22 protein-coding genes and 1 pseudogene are annotated in these 24,243 nt (G+C 68.2%); 11 read left to right on the forward strand and 12 right to left on the reverse strand.

Annotated elements, in window-relative coordinates; translation table 11 throughout:
* Nucleotides 1-49 precede the first annotated feature (49 nt).
* From F8566_RS48830 to F8566_RS48840, 3 genes are all read right to left on the reverse strand, one after another.
* On the reverse strand, nucleotides 50-529 hold the full coding sequence (locus F8566_RS48830; RefSeq protein WP_151571211.1) for a hypothetical protein: 480 nt from the start codon (nucleotides 527-529) through the stop codon (nucleotides 50-52).
* A gap of 373 nt (nucleotides 530-902) precedes the next feature.
* Nucleotides 903-2,066, reverse strand: coding sequence for a hypothetical protein (locus F8566_RS48835; protein ID WP_151571213.1), 1,164 nt, complete (start codon nucleotides 2,064-2,066; stop codon nucleotides 903-905).
* Nucleotides 2,067-2,249: 183 nt separating this feature from the next.
* Entirely contained in the window at nucleotides 2,250-4,865 is a 2,616-nt protein-coding gene (locus tag F8566_RS48840; RefSeq protein ID WP_151571215.1) for a valine--tRNA ligase, read from the reverse strand.
* Between the two features lie 134 nt (nucleotides 4,866-4,999).
* On the opposite strand from F8566_RS48840, the gene F8566_RS48845 reads away from it, so the two are divergent.
* From F8566_RS48845 to F8566_RS48870, 6 genes are all read left to right on the forward strand, one after another.
* Nucleotides 5,000-5,941, forward strand: coding sequence for a hypothetical protein (locus F8566_RS48845; protein WP_151571217.1), 942 nt, complete (start codon nucleotides 5,000-5,002; stop codon nucleotides 5,939-5,941).
* Between the two features lie 215 nt (nucleotides 5,942-6,156).
* A complete protein-coding gene (locus tag F8566_RS48850) occupies nucleotides 6,157-6,864 on the forward strand; it encodes a hypothetical protein (protein ID WP_151571219.1) in 708 nt (235 codons plus the stop codon).
* A gap of 145 nt (nucleotides 6,865-7,009) precedes the next feature.
* A complete protein-coding gene (locus F8566_RS48855; protein ID WP_225994224.1) occupies nucleotides 7,010-7,849 on the forward strand; it encodes a sensor histidine kinase in 840 nt (279 codons plus the stop codon).
* On the forward strand, nucleotides 7,812-8,462 hold the full coding sequence (locus F8566_RS48860) for a response regulator transcription factor (protein ID WP_151571221.1): 651 nt from the start codon (nucleotides 7,812-7,814) through the stop codon (nucleotides 8,460-8,462). Before F8566_RS48855 ends, F8566_RS48860 begins: the two co-directional genes overlap by 38 nt.
* Before the next feature lie 67 nt (nucleotides 8,463-8,529).
* The gene (locus F8566_RS48865; protein WP_151571223.1) at nucleotides 8,530-8,979 is read left to right on the forward strand and encodes a YbhB/YbcL family Raf kinase inhibitor-like protein; all 450 of its coding nucleotides are present in this window, start codon (nucleotides 8,530-8,532) and stop codon (nucleotides 8,977-8,979) included.
* 3 nt (nucleotides 8,980-8,982) lie between these two features.
* On the forward strand, nucleotides 8,983-9,225 hold the full coding sequence (locus F8566_RS48870; RefSeq protein ID WP_151571225.1) for a DUF6343 family protein: 243 nt from the start codon (nucleotides 8,983-8,985) through the stop codon (nucleotides 9,223-9,225).
* A gap of 126 nt (nucleotides 9,226-9,351) precedes the next feature.
* Here F8566_RS48870 and F8566_RS48875 read toward each other — a convergent pair whose 3' ends face one another.
* Together F8566_RS48875 and F8566_RS48880 are read right to left on the reverse strand one after the other, a co-directional pair.
* Nucleotides 9,352-9,900, reverse strand: coding sequence for a flavoprotein (locus tag F8566_RS48875; protein WP_225994225.1), 549 nt, complete (start codon nucleotides 9,898-9,900; stop codon nucleotides 9,352-9,354).
* On the reverse strand, nucleotides 9,897-11,117 hold the full coding sequence (locus tag F8566_RS48880; protein ID WP_151571227.1) for a helix-turn-helix domain-containing protein: 1,221 nt from the start codon (nucleotides 11,115-11,117) through the stop codon (nucleotides 9,897-9,899). Before F8566_RS48880 ends, F8566_RS48875 begins: the two co-directional genes overlap by 4 nt.
* Before the next feature lie 170 nt (nucleotides 11,118-11,287).
* On the opposite strand from F8566_RS48880, the gene F8566_RS48885 reads away from it, so the two are divergent.
* Entirely contained in the window at nucleotides 11,288-11,776 is a 489-nt protein-coding gene (locus F8566_RS48885; protein WP_151571229.1) for an ATP-binding protein, read from the forward strand.
* 187 nt (nucleotides 11,777-11,963) lie between these two features.
* Complete coding sequence (locus tag F8566_RS48890; RefSeq protein WP_151571231.1) at nucleotides 11,964-13,085, forward strand: methyltransferase domain-containing protein; 1,122 nt, start codon at nucleotides 11,964-11,966, stop codon at nucleotides 13,083-13,085.
* A 258-nt stretch (nucleotides 13,086-13,343) separates the two neighbouring features.
* Here F8566_RS48890 and F8566_RS48895 read toward each other — a convergent pair whose 3' ends face one another.
* The 3 genes from F8566_RS48895 to F8566_RS48905 all read right to left on the reverse strand — a co-directional run bounded on the left by F8566_RS48895 (nucleotide 13,344) and on the right by F8566_RS48905 (nucleotide 16,836).
* Entirely contained in the window at nucleotides 13,344-13,826 is a 483-nt protein-coding gene (locus tag F8566_RS48895) for a carboxymuconolactone decarboxylase family protein (RefSeq protein WP_151571233.1), read from the reverse strand.
* Entirely contained in the window at nucleotides 13,823-14,899 is a 1,077-nt protein-coding gene (locus F8566_RS48900) for an NAD(P)H-dependent amine dehydrogenase family protein (protein WP_151571235.1), read from the reverse strand. The genes F8566_RS48895 and F8566_RS48900 overlap by 4 nt, the downstream gene beginning before the upstream one ends.
* A 152-nt stretch (nucleotides 14,900-15,051) precedes the next feature.
* Nucleotides 15,052-16,836 (reverse strand): serine/threonine-protein kinase, encoded by a 1,785-nt coding sequence (locus tag F8566_RS48905; protein ID WP_151571237.1) that lies wholly within the window; start codon nucleotides 16,834-16,836, stop codon nucleotides 15,052-15,054.
* A gap of 368 nt (nucleotides 16,837-17,204) precedes the next feature.
* On the opposite strand from F8566_RS48905, the pseudogene F8566_RS53225 reads away from it, so the two are divergent.
* Nucleotides 17,205-17,593, forward strand: a pseudogene (locus F8566_RS53225) (transposase).
* Between the two features lie 77 nt (nucleotides 17,594-17,670).
* Here the strand turns inward: F8566_RS53225 and clpX are convergent.
* From clpX to tig, 4 genes are all read right to left on the reverse strand, one after another.
* Nucleotides 17,671-18,945 carry an ATP-dependent Clp protease ATP-binding subunit ClpX gene (clpX, locus tag F8566_RS48915; protein ID WP_151571241.1) on the reverse strand — a complete coding sequence of 425 codons (1,275 nt, stop codon included), beginning with the start codon at nucleotides 18,943-18,945 and terminating at the stop codon, nucleotides 17,671-17,673.
* A 174-nt stretch (nucleotides 18,946-19,119) separates the two neighbouring features.
* A complete protein-coding gene (locus F8566_RS48920; protein WP_151571243.1) occupies nucleotides 19,120-19,791 on the reverse strand; it encodes an ATP-dependent Clp protease proteolytic subunit in 672 nt (223 codons plus the stop codon).
* Between the two features lie 27 nt (nucleotides 19,792-19,818).
* Nucleotides 19,819-20,451, reverse strand: coding sequence for a ClpP family protease (locus F8566_RS48925; RefSeq protein WP_151571259.1), 633 nt, complete (start codon nucleotides 20,449-20,451; stop codon nucleotides 19,819-19,821).
* Between the two features lie 545 nt (nucleotides 20,452-20,996).
* Nucleotides 20,997-22,490 carry a trigger factor gene (tig, locus tag F8566_RS48930; RefSeq protein ID WP_151571245.1) on the reverse strand — a complete coding sequence of 498 codons (1,494 nt, stop codon included), beginning with the start codon at nucleotides 22,488-22,490 and terminating at the stop codon, nucleotides 20,997-20,999.
* 269 nt (nucleotides 22,491-22,759) lie between these two features.
* On the opposite strand from tig, the gene F8566_RS48935 reads away from it, so the two are divergent.
* Nucleotides 22,760-24,004, forward strand: coding sequence for a hypothetical protein (locus F8566_RS48935; protein WP_151571247.1), 1,245 nt, complete (start codon nucleotides 22,760-22,762; stop codon nucleotides 24,002-24,004).
* A 45-nt stretch (nucleotides 24,005-24,049) separates the two neighbouring features.
* A partial coding sequence (locus F8566_RS52545) for a hypothetical protein (RefSeq protein WP_192810283.1) occupies nucleotides 24,050-24,243 on the forward strand: 194 nt, incomplete at its 3' end.

Genomic DNA, 24,243 nt, shown 5'->3' on the forward strand with positions numbered 1-24,243 from the left:
CATGGGTGGCGGGAGGTCATGGGTGGCGCGGGCCCCCATGACCTCCCGTTCAGTAGGCGGATCCGGAGCCTCCCCTCGACCCGTTCGGGCTCCCGGGAAACACCGGGGCTCCGTCACCGTCGCCAAAGCCTCGCTGAGGACCGCCCCTGAAACCACCCTGCTGCCTGTCCGGAACCTGCCACTGACGTGAGAAACCTGACCGGTCAGGGCCGTCATCACCCTCATTGGCGACCGCGACCCCCGTGGCCACGGCTCCGCCGCCGATGAAGACGCCGATGAGGCCGGCCCCGGCCAGCTGGACCGCCCTGTTCTGCACGAACTTGGCGAACCTGCCGTCCTTCCGCACCGTCCCCGTCCCTGGCGCGGCGGCTACGTAGGCGGGCTGCTGGTGCGCATCCCCCTGCGGCGTCTGCGCTGGTTGCCCCTGCGACTGCTCCTGGACCTGCGGCTGCTGCTGGGCCCGCTCCTGAGCCTGCGGCTGCTGCTGCGGTTCCGCAGGCTCAGGCGCGACCTTCTTCTCCTCGCTCATGCTGCCCCCGTTCGTTACTGGCATCGGTATCGCGCGGCTTGTTCGGCCGCAGTTAAAACCGTGCCGTTGGACTATGAGGGCTCCATGCAAGGAATCTGAGAAATGCCTGAATGCCGGACGTTAATCGCCGATACGGCGAGCTCGCCGGGACTGACGACGGCGGAGATGCGCCCATCAGCCCACCGACGCCATGCCGATGAGGAAGACCCTCCGCACCGCCATCGGCTGTCTCCCGCCAAAGTTCGGCATCCGTCGCCTCACCGCCGGGCCTCCCAGGGCCCCGCCGAGGAGGAGCGCCTGCGGCCTGCGGCACGGATTGGAGGCGCGGGGGTGGTTCCGGAGTCGGGGGCGGGTGCTCGCGGGGTCGGGTTCCCTAGGAGGCCTTCTTCTCCAGATCGGGCCGCATCTTGGCCATCAGCACGGCCATGCCGGCGGTGTCGGGCGCCAGAGTCGGCGCGTTGTCGGCGATGATGCCGAACGAGGTCCGGGTCGCCCAGGCGCAGTAGACGTGCACGTCGCTCAGGACCGCGAACGTGCCGCAGAGACCCTGGCCGCCGCCTCGCCCGGGGTTGGCCTTGACGGTGGCGATGACGGTGTTGGGCCGGGACTTCCGGAGGAACGCCTCGGGATCCCCGAGGTCACCCGTACCGCCGTAGAAGACGACGTTCCGGGGGGCCATCGGGACTCCGGCGTAGACGGCCGCGACGTTGCGGGGGCGTTCGGCTCTGGCCGCTCGCACACCCGCTTGGATGAACGGGTAGGCGGCGGTGGTGGCGGCTGACTCAGGGCTCTTGGTCAGGCCGCCCGCCACGGGCACGATCGCGATGGCGCGCGTCAGCTTGGGCGAGGAGCCGGAACCGTCGTCCATCCTGGTGTAGAGGACTCCGGCGGCGATGAGGGCCAGCAGGCAGATCCCGGCGCTCAGGGCGGTACCGATCAGAAGGCCGCCGCGGCCGCGCCGCTTGGGCTGGTACGGCGCGGGCAGCGGGGGGACGGAGTCCTCGACCGGACCATCCGGCACGACCTGCCAGCCGCCTGAGGTGTGGGAGTCTGGCACCCGGTGCTCGGGCAGGGGTGGCGGGGCCTGGATGGGAAGGACAGGCAGCGGGCCGGAGGCGTGTCCGCCATCCATCACGGTCGAGGGCGGACCCGGGATCGGGCCCTCGGCCACGCGCACGTCGGGCGCCGACATCCACCACGGCTCGCCCTCGTAACCTTCGTCGATCTCCCTGTCGCGCGGGCCCTCGGCCGGCTCGTGACGCGGCCTCTCGCCCCGCTCGTCGCGCAGGCCGCCCCGGTGGTCGTCACGCAGGTCATCGCGGACGTCGTCGTGGAGGTCGTCGAGCGAGTCTTCCGGGAAGTCGTCATAGAGGTCCTCGGGCAGATCGTCCGGGAGCAGTTCGAGGTCGGCCGGCACGTCAGGGGCCTCGACGTCGTCGATCATCTGCGGGAGGACCCGCGGTACGTCCAGATCGTCATCAAGGTCGATGTCCTCCGGAGCATCCGGCAGGCCGGGTTCGGCGACCGAATCCGCCATCACACCCCCCACAATCCCGCCCAAAGCGCAGCTGATCAGAGAGATCGTAGCCTGGCCCGCGCGCACACCTGTCCCGTTCTGGGTGGTGTGGCCGAAATGACGCCGACGACCAGGACAGCTGACGTCGAGACATGCCCCAGGGCCCCGGCATCGCTGGCCGCCGGGGCCCTGGCCGGTCGTCGGTCAGCCGGCGGGCAGGGCCGCCAGCTGGGCCTCCAGGCGCTTGATGTCGGCCTCGGCCTGGGCCAGGCGCTCGCGGTTCTTCGCCACGACGGCCTCCGGGGCCTTGGCCATGAACGCCTCGTTCCCGAGCTTCTTGCGTGCCTGGTCGACCTCCTTGCGAGCGGCCGCCAGGTCCTTGTCCAGGCGCTTGCGTTCAGCCGCCACGTCGATGGCGCCGGCGGTGTCGAGCTGGACGGTCACGCCCTCGACAGGGAGCGACGCGGTCGCGGCGAAGCCCTCGCCCGGTGCGGTGAGGCGCGCCAGCGAACGGATGCCCTCCTCGTGACCCGCGAGCGGCGAGCCGCCGAAGTCGAGCGCGGCGGCGACCTTCTGCCCCGGCTTTAGGCCCTGGTCGGAGCGGAACCGGCGGATCTCGGTGACCAGCCGCTGCAGCGACTCGACGACCTCGGTGGCCTCCTTGTCGAGGAGATCGTTGTCGGCGGCGGGCCAGGCGGCCTTGACGAGGGTCTCCGCGCCGGTGAGCGACGTCCAGAGCTCCTCGGTGACGAACGGGGTCACCGGGTGGAGGAGGCGCAGGAGCGTGTCGAGCACCTCACCGAGGACGCGGCGGGTCGCCTCGGCCCGTTCGTCGTCGAACTGGACCTTGGAGAGCTCCACGTACCAGTCGCACACCTCGTCCCAGGCGAAGTGGTAGAGCGTCTCGCAGGCCTTGGCGAACTCGTAGTGCTCCAGCTGGTCGTCCACCTCGGCGACGACCGTCTGGAGCCGCGACAGGATCCAGCGGTCGACGGTCGACAGCTCGGCGGGCGCGGGCATGGGGCCGCGCACGTGCGCGCCGTTCATGAGCGCGAAGCGGGTGGCGTTCCACAGCTTGTTGCAGAAGTTGCGCGAGCCCTGCGCCCACTCCTCCGCGACGGGGACGTCGCCGCCCGGGTTGGCGCCGCGCAGGAGGGTGAAGCGGGTGGCGTCCGCGCCGTAACGCTCGATCCAGTCGAGCGGGTCGACGACGTTGCCGAACGATTTGGACATCTTCTTGCCGTGCTGGTCGCGGACCATGCCGTGGAGGGCGATGGTCTTGAAGGGCTCGACGCCGTCCATGGCGTACAGCCCGAACATCATCATCCGGGCGACCCAGAAGAAGAGGATGTCGTAGCCCGTGACCAGCACGGAGGTCGGGTAGAAACGCCTGAGGTCGGGTGTGTCGTCCGGCCAGCCCAGCGTGGAGAACGGCCACAAGGCCGACGAGAACCAGGTGTCGAGGACGTCGGTGTCCTGCGTCCAGCCGGCGGGCGGCTCCTCGTCGGGACCGGCGCAGAACGTCTCGCCGTCCGGCCCGTACCAGACGGGGATCCGATGGCCCCACCACAGCTGGCGGCTGATGCACCAGTCGTGCATGTTGTCGACCCAGCCGAAGTAGCGCGCGGCCATCTCCGGCGGGTGGATCTCGACGCGGCCGTCGCGGACGGCGTCGCCGGCGGCCTTGGCCAGCGGCTCGACCTTGACGAACCACTGCAGCGAGACGCGCGGCTCGACGACCGTGGCGCAGCGCTGGCAATGGCCGACCGCGTGCTCGTACGGGCGGACCTCCTTGACGATCCGGCCCTCCTCGCGGAGCGCCGCGACGACCGCGGGGCGCGCCTCGAAGCGGTCCAGCCCCTCGAACGGGCCGTGCGCGGTGATGACGCCGCGTTCGTCCATGATCGTGATCGAGGGCAGCGCGTGCCGGCGGCCGATCTCGAAGTCGTTGGGGTCGTGCGCCGGGGTGACCTTGACGCAGCCGGTGCCGAACTCGGGGTCGACGTGCTCGTCGGCCACGACCCGGATGCGGCGGCCGGTCAGCGGCAGCTCGACCTCGGTGCCGACGAGGTGCCTGTAGCGGTCGTCCTCGGGGTGGACCGCCACGGCCGTGTCGCCGAGCATCGTCTCCGCGCGCGTCGTCGCCACCACGATGTCGTCGGAGTAGCGGATCGAGACGAGCTCGCCCTCGCGGTCGGCGTGCTCCACCTCGATGTCCGACAGCGCGGTCAGGCAGCGCGGACACCAGTTGATGATCCGCTCGGCCCGGTAGATCAGGCCGTCGTCGAACAGCCGCTTGAAGATCGTCCGGACGGCGCGGGCGCGGTCGTCGTCCATCGTGAACGCCTCGCGCGACCAGTCGACGCTGTCGCCGAGCCGCTTCATCTGGCCGAGGATGCGGCCGCCGGACTCCGCCTTCCACTGCCAGACGCGCTCGACGAACGCCTCGCGGCCCAGGTCGTGCCGGGACTTGCCCTCTTTGGCCAGCTCACGTTCGACGACGTTCTGGGTGGCGATCCCGGCGTGGTCCATGCCGGGGACCCAGGCCGTCTCGTACCCCTGCATGCGGCGGCGGCGGACCAGCGTGTCCTGGATCGAGTGGTCGAGGGCGTGGCCCATGTGAAGCGAGCCGGTCACGTTGGGCGGCGGGATTACGATGGAGTAGGAGGGAGAGCTCGGGTCCCGAGCAGCGTCGGCGGCGAAATAGCCTGCGGATACCCAGCGTTCGTAGAGCCTGCCCTCGACGTTCGCCGGCTGGTACTGGGTGGGCAGGTCGACATCGGCGGCGCCCTGGCCGCGCTCACTGCTGGGCTGTGTCACGGGCCCAGATTCTACGGGGCGCCGACACGTAGAACATGCCGCCCTTGGGATGCGTCAATAGAAGCAGAACCAGCCGGTGCGGATCCTCCCCCGGACCTCGCGGCGAGATCCGCTCCGGTGGCTGAGGAGATGACATGAGCGGTTGGAACCCGCCGCCGGGGCAAGGCGGTCAGGGCGAGCAGGGTGGTCCCGGTGGCTATGGCCATGGCCAGCAGCCGCCGCAGCAGCCGGGCTACCCGTCGCAACCCCCGCCGTACGGCGGCGGGAATGTTCCCCCTGGCGGCTACCCGCCGGGAGGGGGGCAGCCGGGCGGCTCTGGCGGCCCCGGCGATTACGGGCAGCCCGGTGGGTACGGGCAGCCTGGTGGTTACGGGCAGCCGGGTCAGTACGGACAGCCAGGTGCACATGGGCAGCCCGGCTCCTACGGACAGCAGGGGCAGCCCGGCCCGTACGGGCAACCTGGTCCGCATGGCGCCCCGCCACGCCGCAAGTCGGGCGCAGGCCTGATCATCGGCCTGATCGTCGGCGCGGTCGTGGTGGTCCTGATCGCGGGCGTGGCGGTGTTCATGGCCGTCGGCGGCTCCGGGCCCGACTACACGATCACCACCCCGCAGTCCGTGGCCGGCATGCAGCGCGACTCGGCGACCGAGAACCAGCTGGCGACGAGCATCCGCGCGCTGCGCGGCCAGATGGAGACCGAGACCGAGGGCAAGATCACCTCGTTCCGCTCCGCCTTCTACAAAGACCCGAACGGGACGTCGGCGGGCTCCACGCCCGCCGGGGTGATGTTCATCGGCGGCACCGGTGACCTCGGCAGGAACGTCGACGACTTCATCAAGGGCTTCAAGGAGGCCGCCGGCAAGTCCGGTGCTCCGACGACCGATACCTCGCCCGGGCCGAACGGCGGCAAGGCCGCGTGCAGCCAGATCAGCCAGGCCGGGGTGACGATCTCAGAGTGTGCCTGGGCCACTGAGAGCTCGTTCGGCGTGGTCGTGCCGACCACTCCCAACACCTCGATGGCCGCGACCGCCGACATCATGCGCAAGTTCCGGCAGGACGTCGAGATCGAAAAGTAGCCGAGGTCGAGAAGCAGGAACCACCCAGGCAAGGACCTGCCCGGGCGACCAGCCCGGGCAGGGACCTGCCCGAGAGAGGGCCGGACTAGGACAGAAGTTAAAAAAACTGCTCCGTGAGGCGAAACGCGATGGGCGCCGCGTACGTCCAACGCATCGGAATCCGCCGGGCGAGAATCCCCTTGAATCGCTCGCCCGGCCCGAGAAGGAGCCTTGATATGAGCGGTTGGAACCCCCCGCCCGCGCCCGGTGGCCCGCCCGGGCAGCCCTACGGCTACAGCCCACCGATGGCCTACGGGCCGCCGCCGCGCCGGTCTAACGCGGGCTGCGTGCTGGGCGTGATCCTCGCCGGTGTCGCGGCCGTCGTGCTGCTCGTCGTCGGCGCGGTCGTCGTCGTCGCCATGAACGACCACACCATCAACACCCCGACGGTCGCGGGCGGCCGCAGCCGCGACTTCGCGGCCGAGCTCCGGATGAGCTCGACGATCAGCAGCCAGCGGCGGATCATCCAGCAGGTCAGCGGCTACAAGGTCGACACGGTCAAGTCCGCCGTCTACGGCGTCGGCTCCGACCGCTGGGTCTTCGTCGGCGCGGAGGGCGACTTCGACCCCGACGACCTCGTGAGCAGCTTCCGGCGGGCGGTCGACCGCGAGCTGACCTCCAGCCGGTTCAGCACGCTGACGATACCGATCAGCAACACCGGCGGGGACGGGAAGGCGGCCTGCGTGAGCATCCGCTACATCTCCTCCACCACCTCGGTTCCGTCGGTCTCGACGGCGATGTGCGGCTGGATGACCGACGACACGTTCGGCCTGGTCTACCCGGCGGTGGACAGCTCGACCTCAACCCTCTCGTCAGCCCGCGTCCACACCAGCACCAGCGTGGCCTCCGTCATGCGCAGCCTGCGGGATGACGTCGAAGAGTGACCCCGGACCATGATCAGAATGCGTTTTCCCGTTGCGCTCGGGACACAGGTCACCTGACACCGGGTCACCCCACCGGACAGGGTCGTTTCCGGACGAGCCGCCCCGATCAGGGCGGCCCGAACACCGGCGCGAGGGGAAGGACGGGATGCGAGGGCTACTGGGGCGTGCGGCCTGCGTGGCCGGCGCGTTCACCGCCGGGGCGGTGACGGCGCACCTGGCCAGCATCCCGCACCTCGTACGGCTGACCGCCAACCTCCAGCGATCCCGGGCGCGGATGCTCGCCGCCCACGAGGAGGAGCGCCGCCGCCTCCGCCACAACCTGCACGACGAGCTGGGTCCGACGCTGGCCAGCGTGGCCATGTCGCTCGACGAGGCCAGGATCATGCTCGCCACCGATCCCGGCCGCGTGGACCCGATCCTCTGCGAGATCCGCGACCGCCTCGCCACGACCATCGGGGAGGTCCGCGACCTCGCGCACGGGCTGCGCCCACCGGCGCTGGACGACCTGGGCCTGGTGGGCGCGATCGAATCCCTCGCCGAGGGCGCCTGCGAACGGGTGGACGTCAGGTTCGACGGTGACCCGTCGAACCTGCCCGCCGCCACCGAGGTCGCCGCGTACCACATCGTCGCCGAGGCGCTCACGAACGTCCGCAGGCACTCCAACGCCTGTACCGCGCTCGTCCGCCTGAGCCGCGACACCGAACTCCACCTGATGGTGGCCGACTCGGGCAGGGGCCTGCACAACGGCCAGAGCCCCGACCAGACCAACGGCGCCCGCCCCCGCCCGCGCAGCGGCCGGGGCCTGGCGGCCATGCGCGAATGGGCGGCCGAGGTCGGCGGCGGCTGCACGATCACCTCGCGCGCCGGGGGCGGCACGGTCGTCTCGGCACGGCTTCCCCTCGCCGTGCCGGGTAGCATCGGCCTTCGACCGGCAAAGGCGGACGAACATGAGCGCAGAGGGCATCCGGGTCCTCATCACCGATGATCACCCCGTCTTCCGCCAGGGCCTCAAGGGGCTCCTGACGGCTCTCGGCGTGGAGGTCGTCGCCGAGGCGGAGAACGGCCCCGAAGCCGTGAGGCTCGCCGCCGAACTCCAGCCCGACGTCGTCGTGATGGACCTCCACATGCCCGGGGGCAACGGCATCGAGGCCACCCGCACGATCACCCGCACGAGCCCCCGGATCGGCGTCCTCGTCCTGACCATGTTCCGCGACGACGACTCCGTCTTCGCCGCCATGCGAGCCGGCGCCCGCGGCTACCTGCTCAAGGAGTCCGGCGCCGAGGAGATCGCCCGCGCCGTCAGGGCCGTGGCCGCCGGCGAGGCCATCTACGGCCCCGAGATCGCCCGCCGCGTCCTGGCCTACTTCACCGACATGCCCGACCCCCGCCAGGCCGCCTTCCCCCAGCTCACCGAACGCGAACGCGAAGTCCTCGAACTGATCGCCCAAGGCCGAAGCAACCAGGACATAGCCGCCGCCCTCTTCCTGAGCCAGAAGACGGTCCGCAACCACGTCTCCAACATCTTCATGAAGCTCCACGTAGCCGACCGAGCCCAAGCCATAGTCCTGGCCAGAGAAGCAGGCCTAGGCGGCTCCTGACCGCCGCGGGATGGCGGTCGGCCCCGGTGACGTGCATTGATGGAGATCTCGGGGGCACGACCCCGGTATGGAATCGATAGAGATACGCAGTCCTGCGTTCAACGACCACACGATGATCCCGGCGGAGTACTCCCACCAGGACGGGGACACCCCTCCTCCCCTGGAGTGGCGGGACGTCCCCGAGAACGTCGCCGAGCTCGCCCTCATCTGTGAGGACCCGGACGCGCCGAGCGGCACGTTCACCCATTGGCTGGTCGCCGCGATCCCACCGGACACCAACGGCATCGCCGCCGACCAGGAACCAAAGGCGGCCACCAGCGGGCGCAATGACTACGGGAAGCCCGGATACGGAGGCCCGCACCCGCCCATCGGCGAGACGCACCGCTACTTCTTCCGGCTGTACGGCCTGTCCGAACCATCCGGGCTCACCGAGGGTTTCACCGCCGACGAACTGCGCGCGACGATCCAGGAGAAGGCCGTGGCCAGCGGCACGCTCGTCGGCACCTTCGGCAGGTGAACGATGCCGGATCACCATCGTCAGCCACCCGGCGACGAGCCGCTGACCGCCCGCAGCCCGTTGCGGCTGCGGGCAGTCCTGGCAGGGATCGCCCTAGTGTGGGCGGGCGCCGCAGCGGTCCTCTTCGTCGTCCTAGGCAGCCGGAACGGCGGCGCCCTCAACTGGAGCCTCGCCGTGGTCTGCCTCGTGATCGTGGCCGTGTCAGCGATCGACCTCCTAGTGATCGCCCGCCGCACCCGCTCATGACCACCAGCTCAGCGGGCTCAGGTCCACCGCCAGAAGGGCTCTCAAAGCAAGGCCCTCGCTAACGCTCGGACAGCCTCACGGGGCTCCGCCCCGATGAGGCTGGGGCTCCGCCCCCACCCCAACCCTTCAGCCGCATCCTTCAACAGCATCGAGAACCGATTCCCAGGGATAAGCATCCAGCCGTGTACCCCCGGTCCCTGGAGGATGCGGCTCGAACTCCCCCGGCCCGAACAACACCCGGACCCCCATCGCGCGCAGTTCTCCGATGCTGCGCATGAAGACGGGATTCGCGGCCAGCGCAGAGTTCACGAAGGGCAGCACTGCCGTCCTTACCCCCAGCGGCACCAACTCGGCCAGCAGCCCCAGCGCATAGTTGTCCGCTATGCCGTGCGTCCACTTATTGATCGTGTTATAAGTGGCCGGCGCCACGATGATCGCGTCTGCTTTCGGCAGTCGCCCCGATTCCCCCGGCCTCCTGTACCGACTATGCACCGGATACCCGGTGAGAGCCTCAAGCATGGCGACGTCGACGAAGTCGACGGCGGCGGGAGTAGGGACCACACAGACGCCCCATCCACGTCCATGCGCTGACCTCACCAGCCGATCAACCTGCGGTGCGGGCCCCGCGCCACACACGATCACGTACAAGATCCGGCGCCCATCCACATCGGTCACACGGACAGTCCAGCGTTACCAGCAAGACGCCGCAAGCAGGAGGCGCTCTGAAGGTCATCTTTCGCCTCCCAGAGCTCGGCTATGAGGTCCCGGACGACTGGGCGGCGCCGGACCTCTTGCGGTGCCGTGGCGTCTGCCTGCCACAGCGCACCGACCGCCTCCTCAGTGCTCCCACACTGTTGATGCGCGACCGCCAAGTCGAGCAGATAGTTGACTCTGCGTTCCCGAGGAAGCCGAGCCAGCGCATTTGGGTCTACGGTCACGGCATAGTCCAGCGCCGTTCTCCCGTCGCCCAAACGGACAAGGGCAGACACCCTGTGCAGAGCCACATTCGTCAGGCCGAATGCCGTCATGCGATCGTCGTACTCCGGCCCAAGCCGCCGTGCGATCGCCTCAGCCTTGCGATGCATGACAAGGGCTGCCTCGGCGTCCCCATCACGAGCAGCGGCGATCTCGGCCGCCAACCACACCATGCCGATCAGCGACACCAAATCAGGAGACATATCCTCGATCCCCTGTTCAAGACGATCCGCAGCGTTCGTCAGGAGAAGCATTGCCTGGCGCGGCAAACCAACGGACATCAGAGCGCGCCCCGCACAGCGAACTCCACGAGCAAGTGACATGGGATCGTTTGCGAGTACCGCCGCCGCAACGGCGCGATCGGCTGCGAGCCAGGCCAGATCGCTGGCCCCGAACTTGTGCAGGGTCGAGCTGGCGATCTTGAGGATCGTAACGAGCGAGGAGGCGGCCCTGTTCTGGGACGTTCCGGCAAAGGCCACGACGGCACGTTGTCCCTCGACGAGAAGTCCGGGCAGCGTCCGCCCGACCGTGGAGACATCGGAGGCGAGAAACGCTTCCAGAAGATAGGTAACCTGACCCTGAAGGCGATCAAGATCCGGCGGTTCTTCCCGTACCGCCGGAACGCTCAGAGAGTCGTAGCGGCCGAGAGCCGCCTTGATCGCGAGGACCTCCATAGCATCAGGAAGCCGCTGGGCCCGCTCGGCCTCGGCGTCATCCACCAGCACGCGCCAGTCGATCTGGAGCACATCGGCGACCTGTTCGAGGGTCGGAATCCGTACCAGAAGACGCTCGCCTTGCTCCACCTTCTCGACCCAGCTCACAGAGCGGCCGACCAGGTCAGCGAAGTGCTTGCGTGACATACCGCGCCGCTCACGCCAATACGCGACGCGACGCCCGATCTCTCGGCTCTCACTCATCGAGCAAGACTCCGGCCCTCATGAAATTGTCACCCACACAAATTGTACGGTCACGCTACGTACGGTCCATGAAGAATCGCAGGCGCTGGCGGTTCCGAGGAGCAGATCCGAAGGTCTCCGGGGAGCGCCGTTACAACGCGAGATCCCTCTGACCATGGCAAGGACCGGGAATGATGAGCGTGACGGAGAAGCTCCGCGCCAACGGACGCGAGTTCAGGAAGGGAGTGCTCGCCACTCCTTCTGTGGTGAGCGGCCTGCGTGATCTGACTGAGGCGCATCTCCACAGCTGGGGACTCAGCGAGCATGTCGACATCGCCACGCTGGTCGTCAGTGAACTGGTCACGAACGCGGTCAAGGCAAGCTTCGGCAGCCTGATCGGTTTCCAGGTCGTCCACCTCCCGGATGCCCTGGTGATCGAGGTCTGGGACCCCTCGGAGTCACCGCCGAAGAAGCAGTGTCCCCGTCCCACCGATACGAGAGGCCGCGGCCTCTCCATCGTGGAGGCCGTCGCCCAGGCATGGGGTGTACGCGAGGATCCACCCGAGACAGGCGGCAAGACCGTGTGGGCAGCCCTTGCCCTCGGCTGCCAGGGAAATCCGAGTCCATTGCCGCAGGTTCCTGAAGCTTCGGACGCCCCGAACGGCGAGGACTTGTCGTAGGCACAAATAACCCGTCTGCGCTGAGGGTTCCAAGCGCGGTGACCGGCCGCGCTGACACAGTGAAGGGAACAAGAGTGGGCAAGCACGAGGACCCAGCGGGGAAAAACGGGCACAAGCCTGACAAGCCCATCCCGCCACCGCAGAAGCCCGATGACAAGGGCGATGGGAAGCGAGGGAAGTAGCCGACATGGGTGACGTCGTGCAGCGCATCGAGGCCATGGCGAATCAGCTGGCCGTGGACGGCTGGCTCACTCGGGAAAAGGTGCGGGCAGCGCTGCACGACGTTCCCAGGCATGCGTTCGTCCCTCGAATCGCGTGGACGGGGCAGGGCGACCGCGTGGATCGCGACATTGACCCTGACGGCTGGCTCGATCTCGCTTACGCCCAAGATGCGATCATCACCCAGCTTGATGACGGGGCCTCCGATGCAGCCGCGGGTGCTGGGATGTTCACATCGTCCTGCTCGGCGCCGAGCACAGTTGTATCTCTGCTCGAGTTGCTCAGCGTCGAGCGCGGACACCGGGTCCTGGAAATTGGCACTGGAACTGGATGGACCGCCGGTCTACTGGCACAACTAGCCGGGGAAGACAATGTCGTCAGTGTGGAGATCGACCCGCAAATCGCCGATCAGGCGGCGGACAATCTCCAGGGGGCAGGCCTGTCACCTCGGCTGATCGTCGGAGATGGCATGGACGGGTGGCCTCAGGCGACGCCGTACGACCGCGTGCACGTCACCTGTGGCGTGCGCGTCGTGCCTCATGCGTGGGTCGAACAGACCAGGCCCGGAGGGGTGATCGTGCTGCCCTACTCCCCCGGGTTCGGGTATGGCCATGAGCTAAGGCTTGTGGTGATGCCGGACGGCACCGCTGTGGGCCGCTTTCCGGGTTACGCCTCATACATGATGAGCCGTTCGCAGCGACGACCTGAACTCGCTCTAGGAGACCTAGAGGCGTCACGCTCCAGAACCGCACTCGACCCCCGCACGATCGCCTTTGCGGCCCCCGGGGCTGATCTGGCGATGTCGGCTGTGCTTGGTGAGGTGTTCTCCCAGAGCACTCAATCGGACGGCAGGTACACGTTGTGGCTGTGGTCAACTGACGGCTCTTGGGCCAAGGCAACCTACGAGCAAGGCAAGGACGCCTACGACGTGGAGCAAGCCGGAGACCGCTCCCTGTGGAATGAGGTGGAGGCGGCGTACTTCCAATGGGTCACCTGGCGTGAACCTGGCCGGGACCGCTTCGGAATGACCGTGACGCCGGAAGGGCAGACGATCTGGCTCGACTCACCGGACAACCCGATCCCTAGCTAACGCTGGGTCTGATCGCCCAGGTGTTCTATGCGAAGGGGCGTTGAACTCAATCCCGATCCTTGGGCGAACGAGCTGGCATGGCTGATCGGGCAGTGGGCCGACTCCGGCATTTCATGGGGCTCAACGGAAGAGGTCGGGGGTGTGGGGGCGGAGCCCCCACCGGGGCTTGGGGCGAAGCCCCAATTGGGCTGTCCGAGCGTTAGCGAGGGCGATGCTTTTGGGGGGCAGCTCCCCGACTCGGGTGAGGCTTTGGAGACTTCAGCGGTGGGTGGGGAGGACGCACATTGTGTCCAGTCCCAGGACGTGGTTGAGGCGGCCGAAGGCCAGCCAGGAGCCCAGGCTCATGCTCAGTTCGACGATCTCTTGCTGGGTGTAGTGGGTGGTCATGCGGTCCCAGAAGTCTTCATCGAGGTTGTGGTGGTCCAGGGCGTAGCGTTCGGCGTACTCGGCGGCCAGGCGGGTGCGGTCGTCGAACGCGTCGGTGGTGCGCCAGTTGGTGACTGATTCGGGGAAGCCGTCCTCCACTTTCTGGCCGTCGCGTTCCGTACGCCAGTCGAGGCAGAAGACACAACCGTTGATCTGGGCGATGCGCAGGCGTGCGGCCTCGAACTCGCGGAGGCCGAGGGTCGTGTGGGCGTAGACGGAGAGGGAGAAGTTCGCGGCGGCGGGACCGATGCCGGGGATCATCTCGCCCCAGACGTACTCGATCGGGTCCTTGCCCTCGGGGATGTCGATGTTCATGGTTTCCTTCCGAGCTTGCCGATCGCGGGTCTCAGGGGGACGTCGAGCGCGTCGTAGAGGCCCGGCTCGGCGGCCACGAGCCAGTCGATGGCGCCGACGAGGCGGCCGACGGCCGTGGCGTTGCCGCCCGCAGCCCGGTTGCCGTCCTCGTCGGTGGCCTCGACCGTGACCTCGATGCGCGGGTCGCCCTCGACGATCACGCGATGCGCGCCGTCGCCGTCGGGCGGGGCCGGCCAGTCCGGGGCGCAGGACGGGTGGATGCGGGTGACGTGTTCGATGACGATGCGTGGCTCGCCGTCGATGATCCCCTGGACCTCGAAACGGAGAGCCCCTTGGGTGCCCTTCTCGAACTCGCCCATGGTGGAGGTGCGCACGGTGGTGTCGAGTTCGCGGCGGGCCACGATTTCGCGGATCTCGTCCAGCTCGACGTCCAGGGCTCGGGCAATCAGGCGGATCTGGCCGCCCCAGACCATGGTCGGGATCGTCGGGGCGACCATGGGTGGCTCGTAGTCCATCGGCTGGCCCATGCCGACGATGTAGCGGACCGAGTCCTCCTGGTCGTACGTGGAGTAGTCGAAGATCTCCTGGCAGCGGATCGCATTGATGGTGCCGCCCAGGCCACTGATCAGAACGGGGAGCACGTCGTTGCCCCAGCCCGGGTCGACTCCGGAGACGAAGAGCGAACCACCGCCCTCGGCGATCGCGGCCAGGATCGGATCGCGGAGTTCGGGCGGGGCGTTGCGCTGGTCGTAGAGCGCGTAGAGGGACGGCGTGACGACGACGGCCCCGGCCCTGATCGCCTTGGTGATGTCGGCGACGGCGTCATCGGGACGCAGTTCCCCGGACGCCGCGTACACCACTGCCTGGGGACGAGCGGCGAGCACTGCGTCGACGTCGTCGGTCGCCGCGATGCCGAGCTGGTGGCCGAGCCCGCCGAGATGACCCGCGTCGCGGCCCACTTTGTCCGGGTTGTTGACGAGCACGGCCGCGAGGTCGAGCGCCGGGTGCGCGTGGACGGCGCGGACGGCCAGCCGGCCGACGTTGCCGGTCCCCCAGACAAGCGTGGAAATCATGGGCGGAGCCTAGCAAGCGTTTGGTTGCGATGTGAATAGCGTCACACTTGCCGGTGTAGAGACGATGCGCGTCGGACCTGACGAAGTCGTCGAAGTCGGAGCAGGCAGTCGACGGTCAGGCAAAGGCACCGCGGCCAGGCGGTCGGCGGCTTTCAGGCGACTCGGGCGCAGAGTACGCCCTTGAGGTAGTTGTCCCATGTCCGCGAGCCGGTGGGGCACCTGCTCTCGTAGTAGCCGGTGAATTTGAGGATGTAATTGAAACCCTTCGGGACGGTGCTCTTGCCGCAACCCCATGAGGTCATCAGGCCGTGTCCGGTGATGGCCACCCGGCCCGACGTGCTGCCCTTCTTGCCCAGGAAGCACTCCCCCTGCCTGAACTGCCTCCGCACGCAGAGATAGATGTTGTCCCCGTCATGCGTGGGAGACCTCCACCATGACTCTCCGTCGAGTGCCTCGGCGTCGCACGAGGAGCTCGAGTCCTCGATCCCGAAGACCTTCAGGGAGGCGTCACTCCGGCTGCAGGAGACCGCGTTCGGCATGGTCTTGGTCCACTCAGTGGAGTCATAGGGGTCCTTGTACGCGTCCAGGCAGTCTCCGACCGAGATCTGATCGAACGCCTCATAGGTCGGGTCGGGCGTCGGGCTCGGGCTATACGTACTCCCGCTACCGCTGGTGAAGCTGCTCGTACGGCTAGAGCTCGGAGTCTCACTCGGCGTCTCGGTCGCGGTCGAAGTCCGGGGCGAGCCGGCGCCGGTCTTGCTCGTCACGCCGGACCGGTTGGCGCTGGCCACGGCGATCAACACCACGACCAGCAGGACGCCCACGACACCGGCCACGACACCGACATCGGGCTTGGTCGAGGGCCTCCCCGGCGGCCTGGCCGGAGGCAGGCCCGAGGGCTGGATCGAGGGGCGCTGCCCCTGCGGAGCGCGCCCCTGCTCCGGCTTCTGCTGCTCTGGCGGGCGTTGCTCTGACGGTCGCTGACGCCGCGTCTGCTTCTGCTCGTCCTGCGGAGGGCGGGCCTCCTTCTCCTCGGGCCTCCCCACGAAGACCTCGGTCTCGGCCACCCGCGTGGCGATCATCGTGGTGAACGTCTCGGGCAGCGACATCGCCTCGCCCGCCGCCAACGCGGAACAGCGGTCCAGGAACTCCCCGACCGCAGGCCGGTCATCGGGATCCTTCTCCAGCCCGCCGGCGACCAGGGACCACAGCGACGCCGGGACTCCCGTCAGGTCCGGGTCCTCGTGGCGGACGCGGTAACCGAGGGCATCGGCCGGCCCCTCCCCGAAGGGGTGCCGGCCAGTTGCCGCGAAGGCCAGCACGGCGGCCAGGCAGAACACGTCGCTGGACGTTTCGATGTCGCCGCCCACGTACTGCTCGGGCGACATGTACCCGGGCGTGCCCACCACCACCATGGACACGCTCTGCGAGGGGGCGTCCATCGCGCGGGCGATGCCGAAGTCGATGATCCGCGGCCCGTCCTGGGCCAGCAGCACGTTCCCCGGCTTGAGGTCTCGGTGGATCACGTTCTGGTCGTGGACGGCCCCCAACCCTTCGGCGAGCCCGGCACCGAGCGCCGCGACCGCCACTTCGGGCAACGGGCCGTTCTCGTCGATGGCTTCCTGCAACGACGGCCCGGCGATGTACTCCGTCACCAGCCATGGCGGATCGGCGTCGGTGTCGGCGTCCACCACCTGCGCGGTGTAGAAGCCACCGATGCGCCGTGCCGCCGCGACCTCCTTGGCGAACCGCCGCCGGAACGCCGCGTTGTCAGCGAAGTGCGGGTGGACGACCTTGACCGCGACCAGCCGCCGCCCCTGCGAGCGACCGAGATAGACCTGGCCCATCCCGCCGGTTCCCAGTCGTGCCAGCAATCGGTACGGCCCGATCCGCTCCGGATCACTGGCCCTGAGCGCCCTGAGTGCTGCGCCGGACATTCCACCTACCCGGGGTCAGTCAAACACCACTGTTCACTTGAGCTAAGCGTAGAGGAGGGAGATCATCAAGGTCTGCGTCTTCCGACGCACTTGCCTGAACGCCGCGAAGCTCAAGGACACCGACCAGGCCAGGCGAACCTGACGAACGCGTAACTACCACCGCAGACGTGTCCGGCATGGTCTTGAACGACGCGCACCTGACCACACGGACCCGGCCAACGCGCACCCGACCAGCACGCCCCTGACCAGCACGCATCCGACCGGGACGCCCCCGACCAGCACATACCTGACCGGCACGCAACCGACCAGTGAACCCGGCTAGGTCGTGTCTGACCAACATCCGCCGCCGAGCGGTGGATGTTTGTGTGATGTGTGGTGTGGTGCGTGGTGGTGAGTTGACCGAGCCTGCATGGGTGCGGCTTGAGTCGCTGTTGCCGCAGATGGACGGGCGTGGACGGCCGTGGCGGGATCACTCCCAGGTCATCAACGGGACCTGGTGGCGGCTGCGGACGGGTGCGCCCTGGCGGATATCCCTGAACGGTGCAGGCCTTGGCAGACCTGCTACGAACGATGGAAACGCTGGGACGAGGACGGAACCTGGGCCAGGTTGCTGCAGGCGATCCCGGCCGAGGACGATGCAGTCGGCGGCGTGGAATGGAGCCCCCGACCGGCACGCGCCCGACCAGTACGCACCCGACCGGCATGCGCTCGGCCAGTGGGTGCCTGGGCAGTGCGCATCCGGCCAGAAGGGATATGAGCGGCGCACGACCAGGCAGCGAGCCTGGCCAGGCATGCGAAACGCCCCTCCGGGGAGGGGCGTTTCGTTCGGTTGACTCAGGCCGACTTTTCGCGGGGTTCGCGCTTGGTGCGTTCGCGCGGGACCAGAGTCGGGTTGACGTGCTCCAGGACGGCTTCCCGGGTGATCACGACGCGGGCCACGTCGTGGCGGGACGGGACCTCGTACATCACGGAGAGGAGGACCTCCTCCATGATGGCGCGGAGGCCACGGGCGCCGGTGCCTCGGAGGATGGCCTGGTCGGCGATCGCCTCGAGGGCGTCGTCGGTGAACTCCAGGTCGACCCCGTCCAGCTCGAAGAGCCGGTGGTACTGGCGGACCAGCGCGTTCTTGGGCTCGGTGAGGATGTTGATCAGGGCCTCACGGTCCAGGTTGTGCACGCTGGTGATCACCGGCAGGCGGCCGACGAACTCGGGGATCATGCCGAACTTGAGAAGGTCCTCGGGCATGACGTCGGCGAGCACGTTGACCGACTCGTCGAACTCGGTCTTGGAGCGGATGACCGCGCCGAAGCCCATGCCCTGTTTCCCGACGCGGGATTCGACGATCTTCTCCAGGCCGGCGAAGGCGCCACCGCAGATGAACAGCACGTTGGTGGTGTCGATCTGGATGAACTCCTGGTGGGGGTGCTTGCGGCCGCCCTGGGGCGGGACGCTCGCGGTGGTGCCCTCCAGGATCTTCAGCAGGGCCTGCTGCACGCCCTCACCCGAGACGTCCCGGGTGATCGACGGGTTTTCGCTCTTGCGAGCGATCTTGTCGACCTCGTCGATGTAGATGATCCCGGTCTCGGCCTTCTTGACGTCGTAGTCGGCCGCCTGGATCAACTTCAGCAGGATGTTCTCAACGTCCTCGCCCACATAGCCGGCCTCGGTGAGGGCGGTGGCGTCCGCGATGGCGAACGGGACGTTGAGAAGCTTGGCGAGCGTCTGCGCGAGCAGCGTTTTGCCGGAACCGGTCGGGCCCAGCAGCAGGATGTTGGACTTGGCCAGCTCGACCGCGTCGTCCCTGCTGTTGTCTCCCGACTGGATCCGCTTGTAGTGGTTGTAGACGGCCACCGAAAGAGCTTTTTTGGCCGTTTCCTGCCCGATGACGTAGGAGTCGAGGAAATCAAAGATCTCCCGCGGCTTGGGCAGACTGTCCCACTTGAGGTCGGAGGTCTCGGAGAGCTCCTCCTCGATGATCTCGTTGCAGAGATCGATGCACTCGTCGCAGATGTACACGCCCGGACCCGCGATGAGCTTCTTGACCTGCTTCTGGCTCTTCCCGCAGAACGAGCACTTGAGCAGGTCACCACCGTCGCCGATGCGTGCCACCCAACTGTCTCCTTTTCGTGGGGCCGCCCGCCTGAGAGGATGCGGCGCAGCTCGGTTGCGTCCCGAAGGCTCTCGACGTTGGATTCGACGTTACCGTCTCCAACGGACTTGGTAAGCCCCTCGCCCGGAAGTATGACGACCGGGCTGGGGGTCTCCCTCATCCGGGTTGCCGTCTCAGGACGACACTACCTCGGCCTTGCGCTTCCTGCTGACGAAGACGTCGTCGATCAAACCGTATGCCTTGGCTTCCTCAGCAGTAAGGATCTTGTCACGCTCGATGTCGTGCCGCACCGTGGCCAGATCCTTGCCACTGTGCTTGGCGAGGATGTCCTCAAGGAGCTCCCGGATCCGCATGATCTCGCGGGCCTGGATCTCGATGTCGCTGGACTGCCCGTACGTGCCCTCGGTCGCGGGCTGATGGATCAGGATCCGCGAGTTGGGCAGGGCGGCCCGCTTGCCGGGCGTGCCGGCGGCGAGGAGGACGGCGGCGGCGGAGGCCGCCTGGCCGATGCAGACGGTCTGCACGTCCGGCTTGACGAACTGCATCGTGTCGTAGATCGCCGTCATGGCGGTGAACGAGCCGCCCGGCGAGTTGATGTAGATGCTTATATCGCGGTCCGGGTCGATCGACTCCAGGGTGATCAGCTGGGCCATCACGTCGTTGGCCGACGCGTCGTCGATCTGCACCCCGAGGAAGATGATCCGCTCCTCGAAGAGCTTGTTGTACGGGTTCATCTCCTTGACCCCGTACGTGGTGCGCTCGACGAAGGACGGAATGATGTAGCGGTTGTCGACGGGGGTCGCGCCACCCGCCGTCACCAGGTTGGGCCTGATCAGGTCGCTCACTGTGTGCCTCCGATAAAGATTCAGTCGTCAGGAGACGGGGCCCTCGGAGGGCACCTGGGTCGCGCTCTCCACCACGTGGTCGACGAAGCCGTAGTCCTTGGCCTCGGCGGCGGTGAACCAGCGGTCACGGTCAGAGTCGCGCTCGATCTGGTCCAGCTCCTGGCCCGTGTGGAAGGCGATCTTCTCGGCGAGCGTCTTCTTGACGTACAGCATCTGCTCGGCCTGGATCTTGATGTCCGAGGCCGTGCCGCCGATACCGCCGGACGGCTGGTGCATCATGATCCGCGCGTGCGGCAGGGCGAAGCGCTTGCCGGTCGTGCCCGCGCAGAGCAGGAACTGCCCCATCGAGGCGGCCAGGCCCATGCCGACCGTCACGATGTCGTTCGGGACGTACTGCATGATGTCGTAGATCGCCATGCCGGCGGTGACGGAGCCACCGGGCGAGTTGATGTAGATCGTGATGTCGCGGCGGCCGTCCTCGGCGGACAGCAGGAGCAGCTCGGCGCAGATGCGGTTGGCGATGTCGTCGTCGACCTGCTGGCCGAGCACGACGATCCGCTGCCGCAGCAGGCGCTGGAAAAGCTGCTCACCCAGGGGAAGCAGGGGCGCCTCGGCCACCCGCGCCTGGATCGGCGACGACTCGTCGAAAGTCGGAGGCATGCTCACCGGGTGTTCCTCCGGTCCTTTAATCGGTTCGGATGATTGGACATTAACGCGCTCCCGCCACCGTTTAAGCCGGGAGCCCCGCCTTTTCGCTCGGGGCGTAGCTGTGTTGACTGGCTCTTGCGGCCTCGGACCTTCGCCTGGCGGCTCAGGCCCGAACCGCAAAAGCGGGCGAGCGCGACATCGCTTCGCGATCTTCGCGGGGAGCTTCGCCTGCGGCTCGCTCCCCGCTCAGCGCCGCGCGCTCGCGTGCGGGCCGGGGTTCTCGCAGTCGCTGGTGACGGGGGTCTCGCCGGTCATCACTGGCTCGGCGGGCACCAGCCGCTCGGTCGACACAGCAGCTCGCTGGTCACCGGTAACTCGGTGGTCCCCGTAACTCCGGTCGCCGGAGACTATGCACGCCCCGTCCGCGATTGCGGATAGCAGACGCCCCGCCCGGTGGGGAGCCAGGCACCCACATCCGGGGCACGTATGCAGAAGCCCCGCACCCCTTGGCGGGGTGCGGAGCTTCTGTGGTGATCTCAGGAGGGGCTGAGAGGGCGTCAGGCGTCCTTCTTGTCCTCGTCCCGGGACCCGGCAGGCTCTCCGGCCGCGGCCTCGTCAGCGGCGGCCTCCGGGGCCTCCGTGGTGTCGGCGTCCGCGGCGTCGGCATCCGTGGTGTCGGTGTCCGTGGCGTCGGCGGTCTCGGCCTCTACGGTCTCGCCCGTCTCGCCGTTCAGCTCGCGCCGGACGGCCTCGACGTCGATCACGTTGCCGGCCTCGTCCTTGACCGTGACGTGCTCGACCACGAGGTTGAGGGCCTTGCTGCGCAGCACCTCCGACACGATCGCCGGGAGCTGGTTGTTGTCGGTGAGGTACTGGGCCAGCTGCTGCGGGGCCACGCCCATCTGCATGGCCTGCGTGACCACGTACTCGCTGAGCTCCTCGTTCTCGACGCCCAGCTCCTCCTGCACGGCGAGCTGGTCGAGCACGAAGCCGCCCTTGACGGCCAGCGCGGCGGCGTCGGCCACCTCCTGGTCGAAGTCCTCCTCGGACTTGTCCTCGTCCTTGAGGTAGTCGGCCTTGGTCATGCCGGCCATCTGGAGCTGCTGCTCCAGCTGCTGGTTGCGGCGGCCGATCTCTTCCTCGACGACCTTCTCCGGCAGCGGGATCTCGACCTTCTCGAGGAGGGCCTCGAGGGCCTTGTCACGGGCGTCGGACAGCTGCTGCATCCGGCCCTGGCGGTCGAGGCGGTTCTTCACGTCGTCGCGCAGCTCGCCGATGGTGTCGAACTCGCTGGCCATCTGGGCGAAGTCGTCGTCCAGCTCCGGCATGTTCTTGACCTTGACGCTCTGCACCGTGACGGTGACCTCGGCCTCCTCGCCGGCGCGCTCGCCGCCGACCAGGGTGCTGGTGAACGTCTTGCTCTCGCCGGCCTTCAGGCCGATCAGGGCGTCGTCCAGGCCCTCGATGGCCGACTTGCTGCCGACCTCGTAGGAGTAACCGCTGGTGGAGGCGTCCTCGATGTCCTCGCCGTCGATCGTGGCGGCCAGGTCGACGGTGGCGAAGTCACCCTCCTCGACGGCGCGCTCGACGGTGGTCAGCGAGGCGAACCGCTCGCGCAGGTTGTCGACGGTCTCGTCGATCTGCTCGTCGGTGACCTCGGCGGTCTCGACGGTGACCTCGAGGCCGTCGTAGTCCGGCACCTCGAACTTGGGCCGGATGTCGACCTCGGCGGTGAACGCGAACTGCTCACCGTCGTTGAGCTCGGTCACCTCGACCTCGGGCTGGCCGAGGACGAAGAGCTCCTTCTCCTCGACGGCGCGCCCGTACAGCTCGGGCAGCGCGTCGTTGACCGCCTCCTGCAGGACCGCACCCCGGCCGACGTACTTGTCGATCAGCGGGGCGGGAACCTTGCCGCGGCGGAAGCCCTTGATGCTGACCTGCTGCGAGATCTCCTTGTACGCCTTGTCGAGGTTCGGCTTGAGCTCGTCGAACGGAACCTCGACGGTGAGCTTGACCCTCGTGGGGGTCAGCTCCTCGACATCGGTCTTCACTGGGGTAGGTCTCCTTGGATCCGGCGCTGTCTCGGCCGCGGCGTTCGAGGTTCGACGCGTACTCAGCCAATCAGTCTTGGTCTCGGACGCGGGCACGCCGAAGAACCGGCTCCGCGCCTCGCGCGCCAAGTCTATGGGGTCCGGACGGCGGGTGAGGACATCAGCAGCACAGAAGGCGCAGGGAAAGCCCCCGACGGCCGATCTCCTACCGTGACGCGTGTTGCGTAAGGGTGTGACATAGAGCACGTCAACCCTCATACTCGTGCGGGATGAACGGGATAGTTGCGGCCTTTGGGGCAACCGGGCTTTATTACGTCGGCTTCGCCATCTTCAAGCTCGCCGCGGACCGGATGGAGCCCGTCCGCGGTAACCGGATCCCGCGCACGGTCTGGGTGGTCCTCACCAACTGGATCTTCCTGGTCGGTCTCGCGCTCGTCCTGGGCGGCCTCAGCCTGCAGATCCTCGCGCTGACCAAACTGTCCCTTGGCATCGCCGTCCCGGTCTTCATGTCCGGGGTCGTCCCGCTGATCCTCATCTCGATGATCTTCTTCGGCGAGCGCATGACCGCCCGCGAGTGGCTCAGCCTCGTGCTGATCGGCGCGGCGATGGTGCTGCTCGCACTGTCGATCGGCGACCCGCCCCCGCTGGAGACGGTCGACGTGCCGCTCTGGAAGCTCGGCGTGGTGGTCGGCCCGGCGATCCTGGTGCCGCTGCTGATCATCATCCTGAGCGACTACCGGCCGGACGGGCGGCATGCGCGTCCGATCACGGGCATCGCGTACGGGCTGAGCTCCGGCTTCCCGGTCGGTACCGCCGAGCTCGCCATCAAGGGGTGGAGCGACAACGGCGCCAAGGGCCTGGACATCCTGTCGACCCCGTACCCGTACATCACAGTGCTGTCGGCCGCGCTCGGCTTCGGCATCTTGGTCGCCGCGTTCCAGCGTTGCCGGGTGACGATCGTGGCGACCGTGATGACGGTGAGCGCCAAGACGTACCTGCTGCTCATGGGCACGTTCATGTACGCCGAGCCCTGGCCTAGCGACTTCCAGCACTTCTCGCTACGGCTGGGCGCGCTGGCGCTGGGTGCGATCGCGGTACTGCAGTTCCCGCGCCACGATCCCGTACGCGAGAACGCCGGCTCGGGCTACGAGGAAGTGCCGCCCGCTCAGGATCCCTTCGGCCAAGCCTCACCGGCCGCGCGCGGGCCGCTGCCGCAGGCTCCGCTCGTCCGCGATCCGCTAGCAGGAATCCCGTTCGCGGGCGCCACGCCGTTGTCGTCTCCGACACCACCGCAGTCACCCGTTCAACCGGATGCGCCGGAACCGGGCCAGCCGAACGTGCCACCGCCCCGCCAGCCGAACGTTGCCGAACCACCCGGCCAACCGAACCCGCCGGGTCAAGCAATCGTGCCACCTGACCAGGCCAACCAGCCGCCTGCGCAAGCGGAGGAGAGGCCGACCGGGCGGTATCCCGCCCGGCCGACGCCTCCTCCGCCCGGCCCCTACGAGGGCTAGAAGCGTCTAGCGGCGCTTATCGCGCCCCTTACCGCCGCCCTTGCCTTGGCTGGGAAGGCCCTTGTCGAGGCCTGCCCGCCGCAGTGCGTCCGCCATAGCGCCGCCACCGCCGCCGCCCGAACCGGAGTCGCGGCCACCGCGCCCACCTTGGCCGCCGCCGCGCCCAGCTTGGCCGCCGCCCCGCTGGCCGCCGCCGCCCCGCTGGCCTTGCTGGCCCTGCTGACCGCCGCCGCTCTGAC

Origin of the sequence: Actinomadura rudentiformis, from assembly GCF_008923185.1 — a bacterium.
GTDB lineage: Bacteria > Actinomycetota > Actinomycetes > Streptosporangiales > Streptosporangiaceae > Spirillospora > Spirillospora rudentiformis.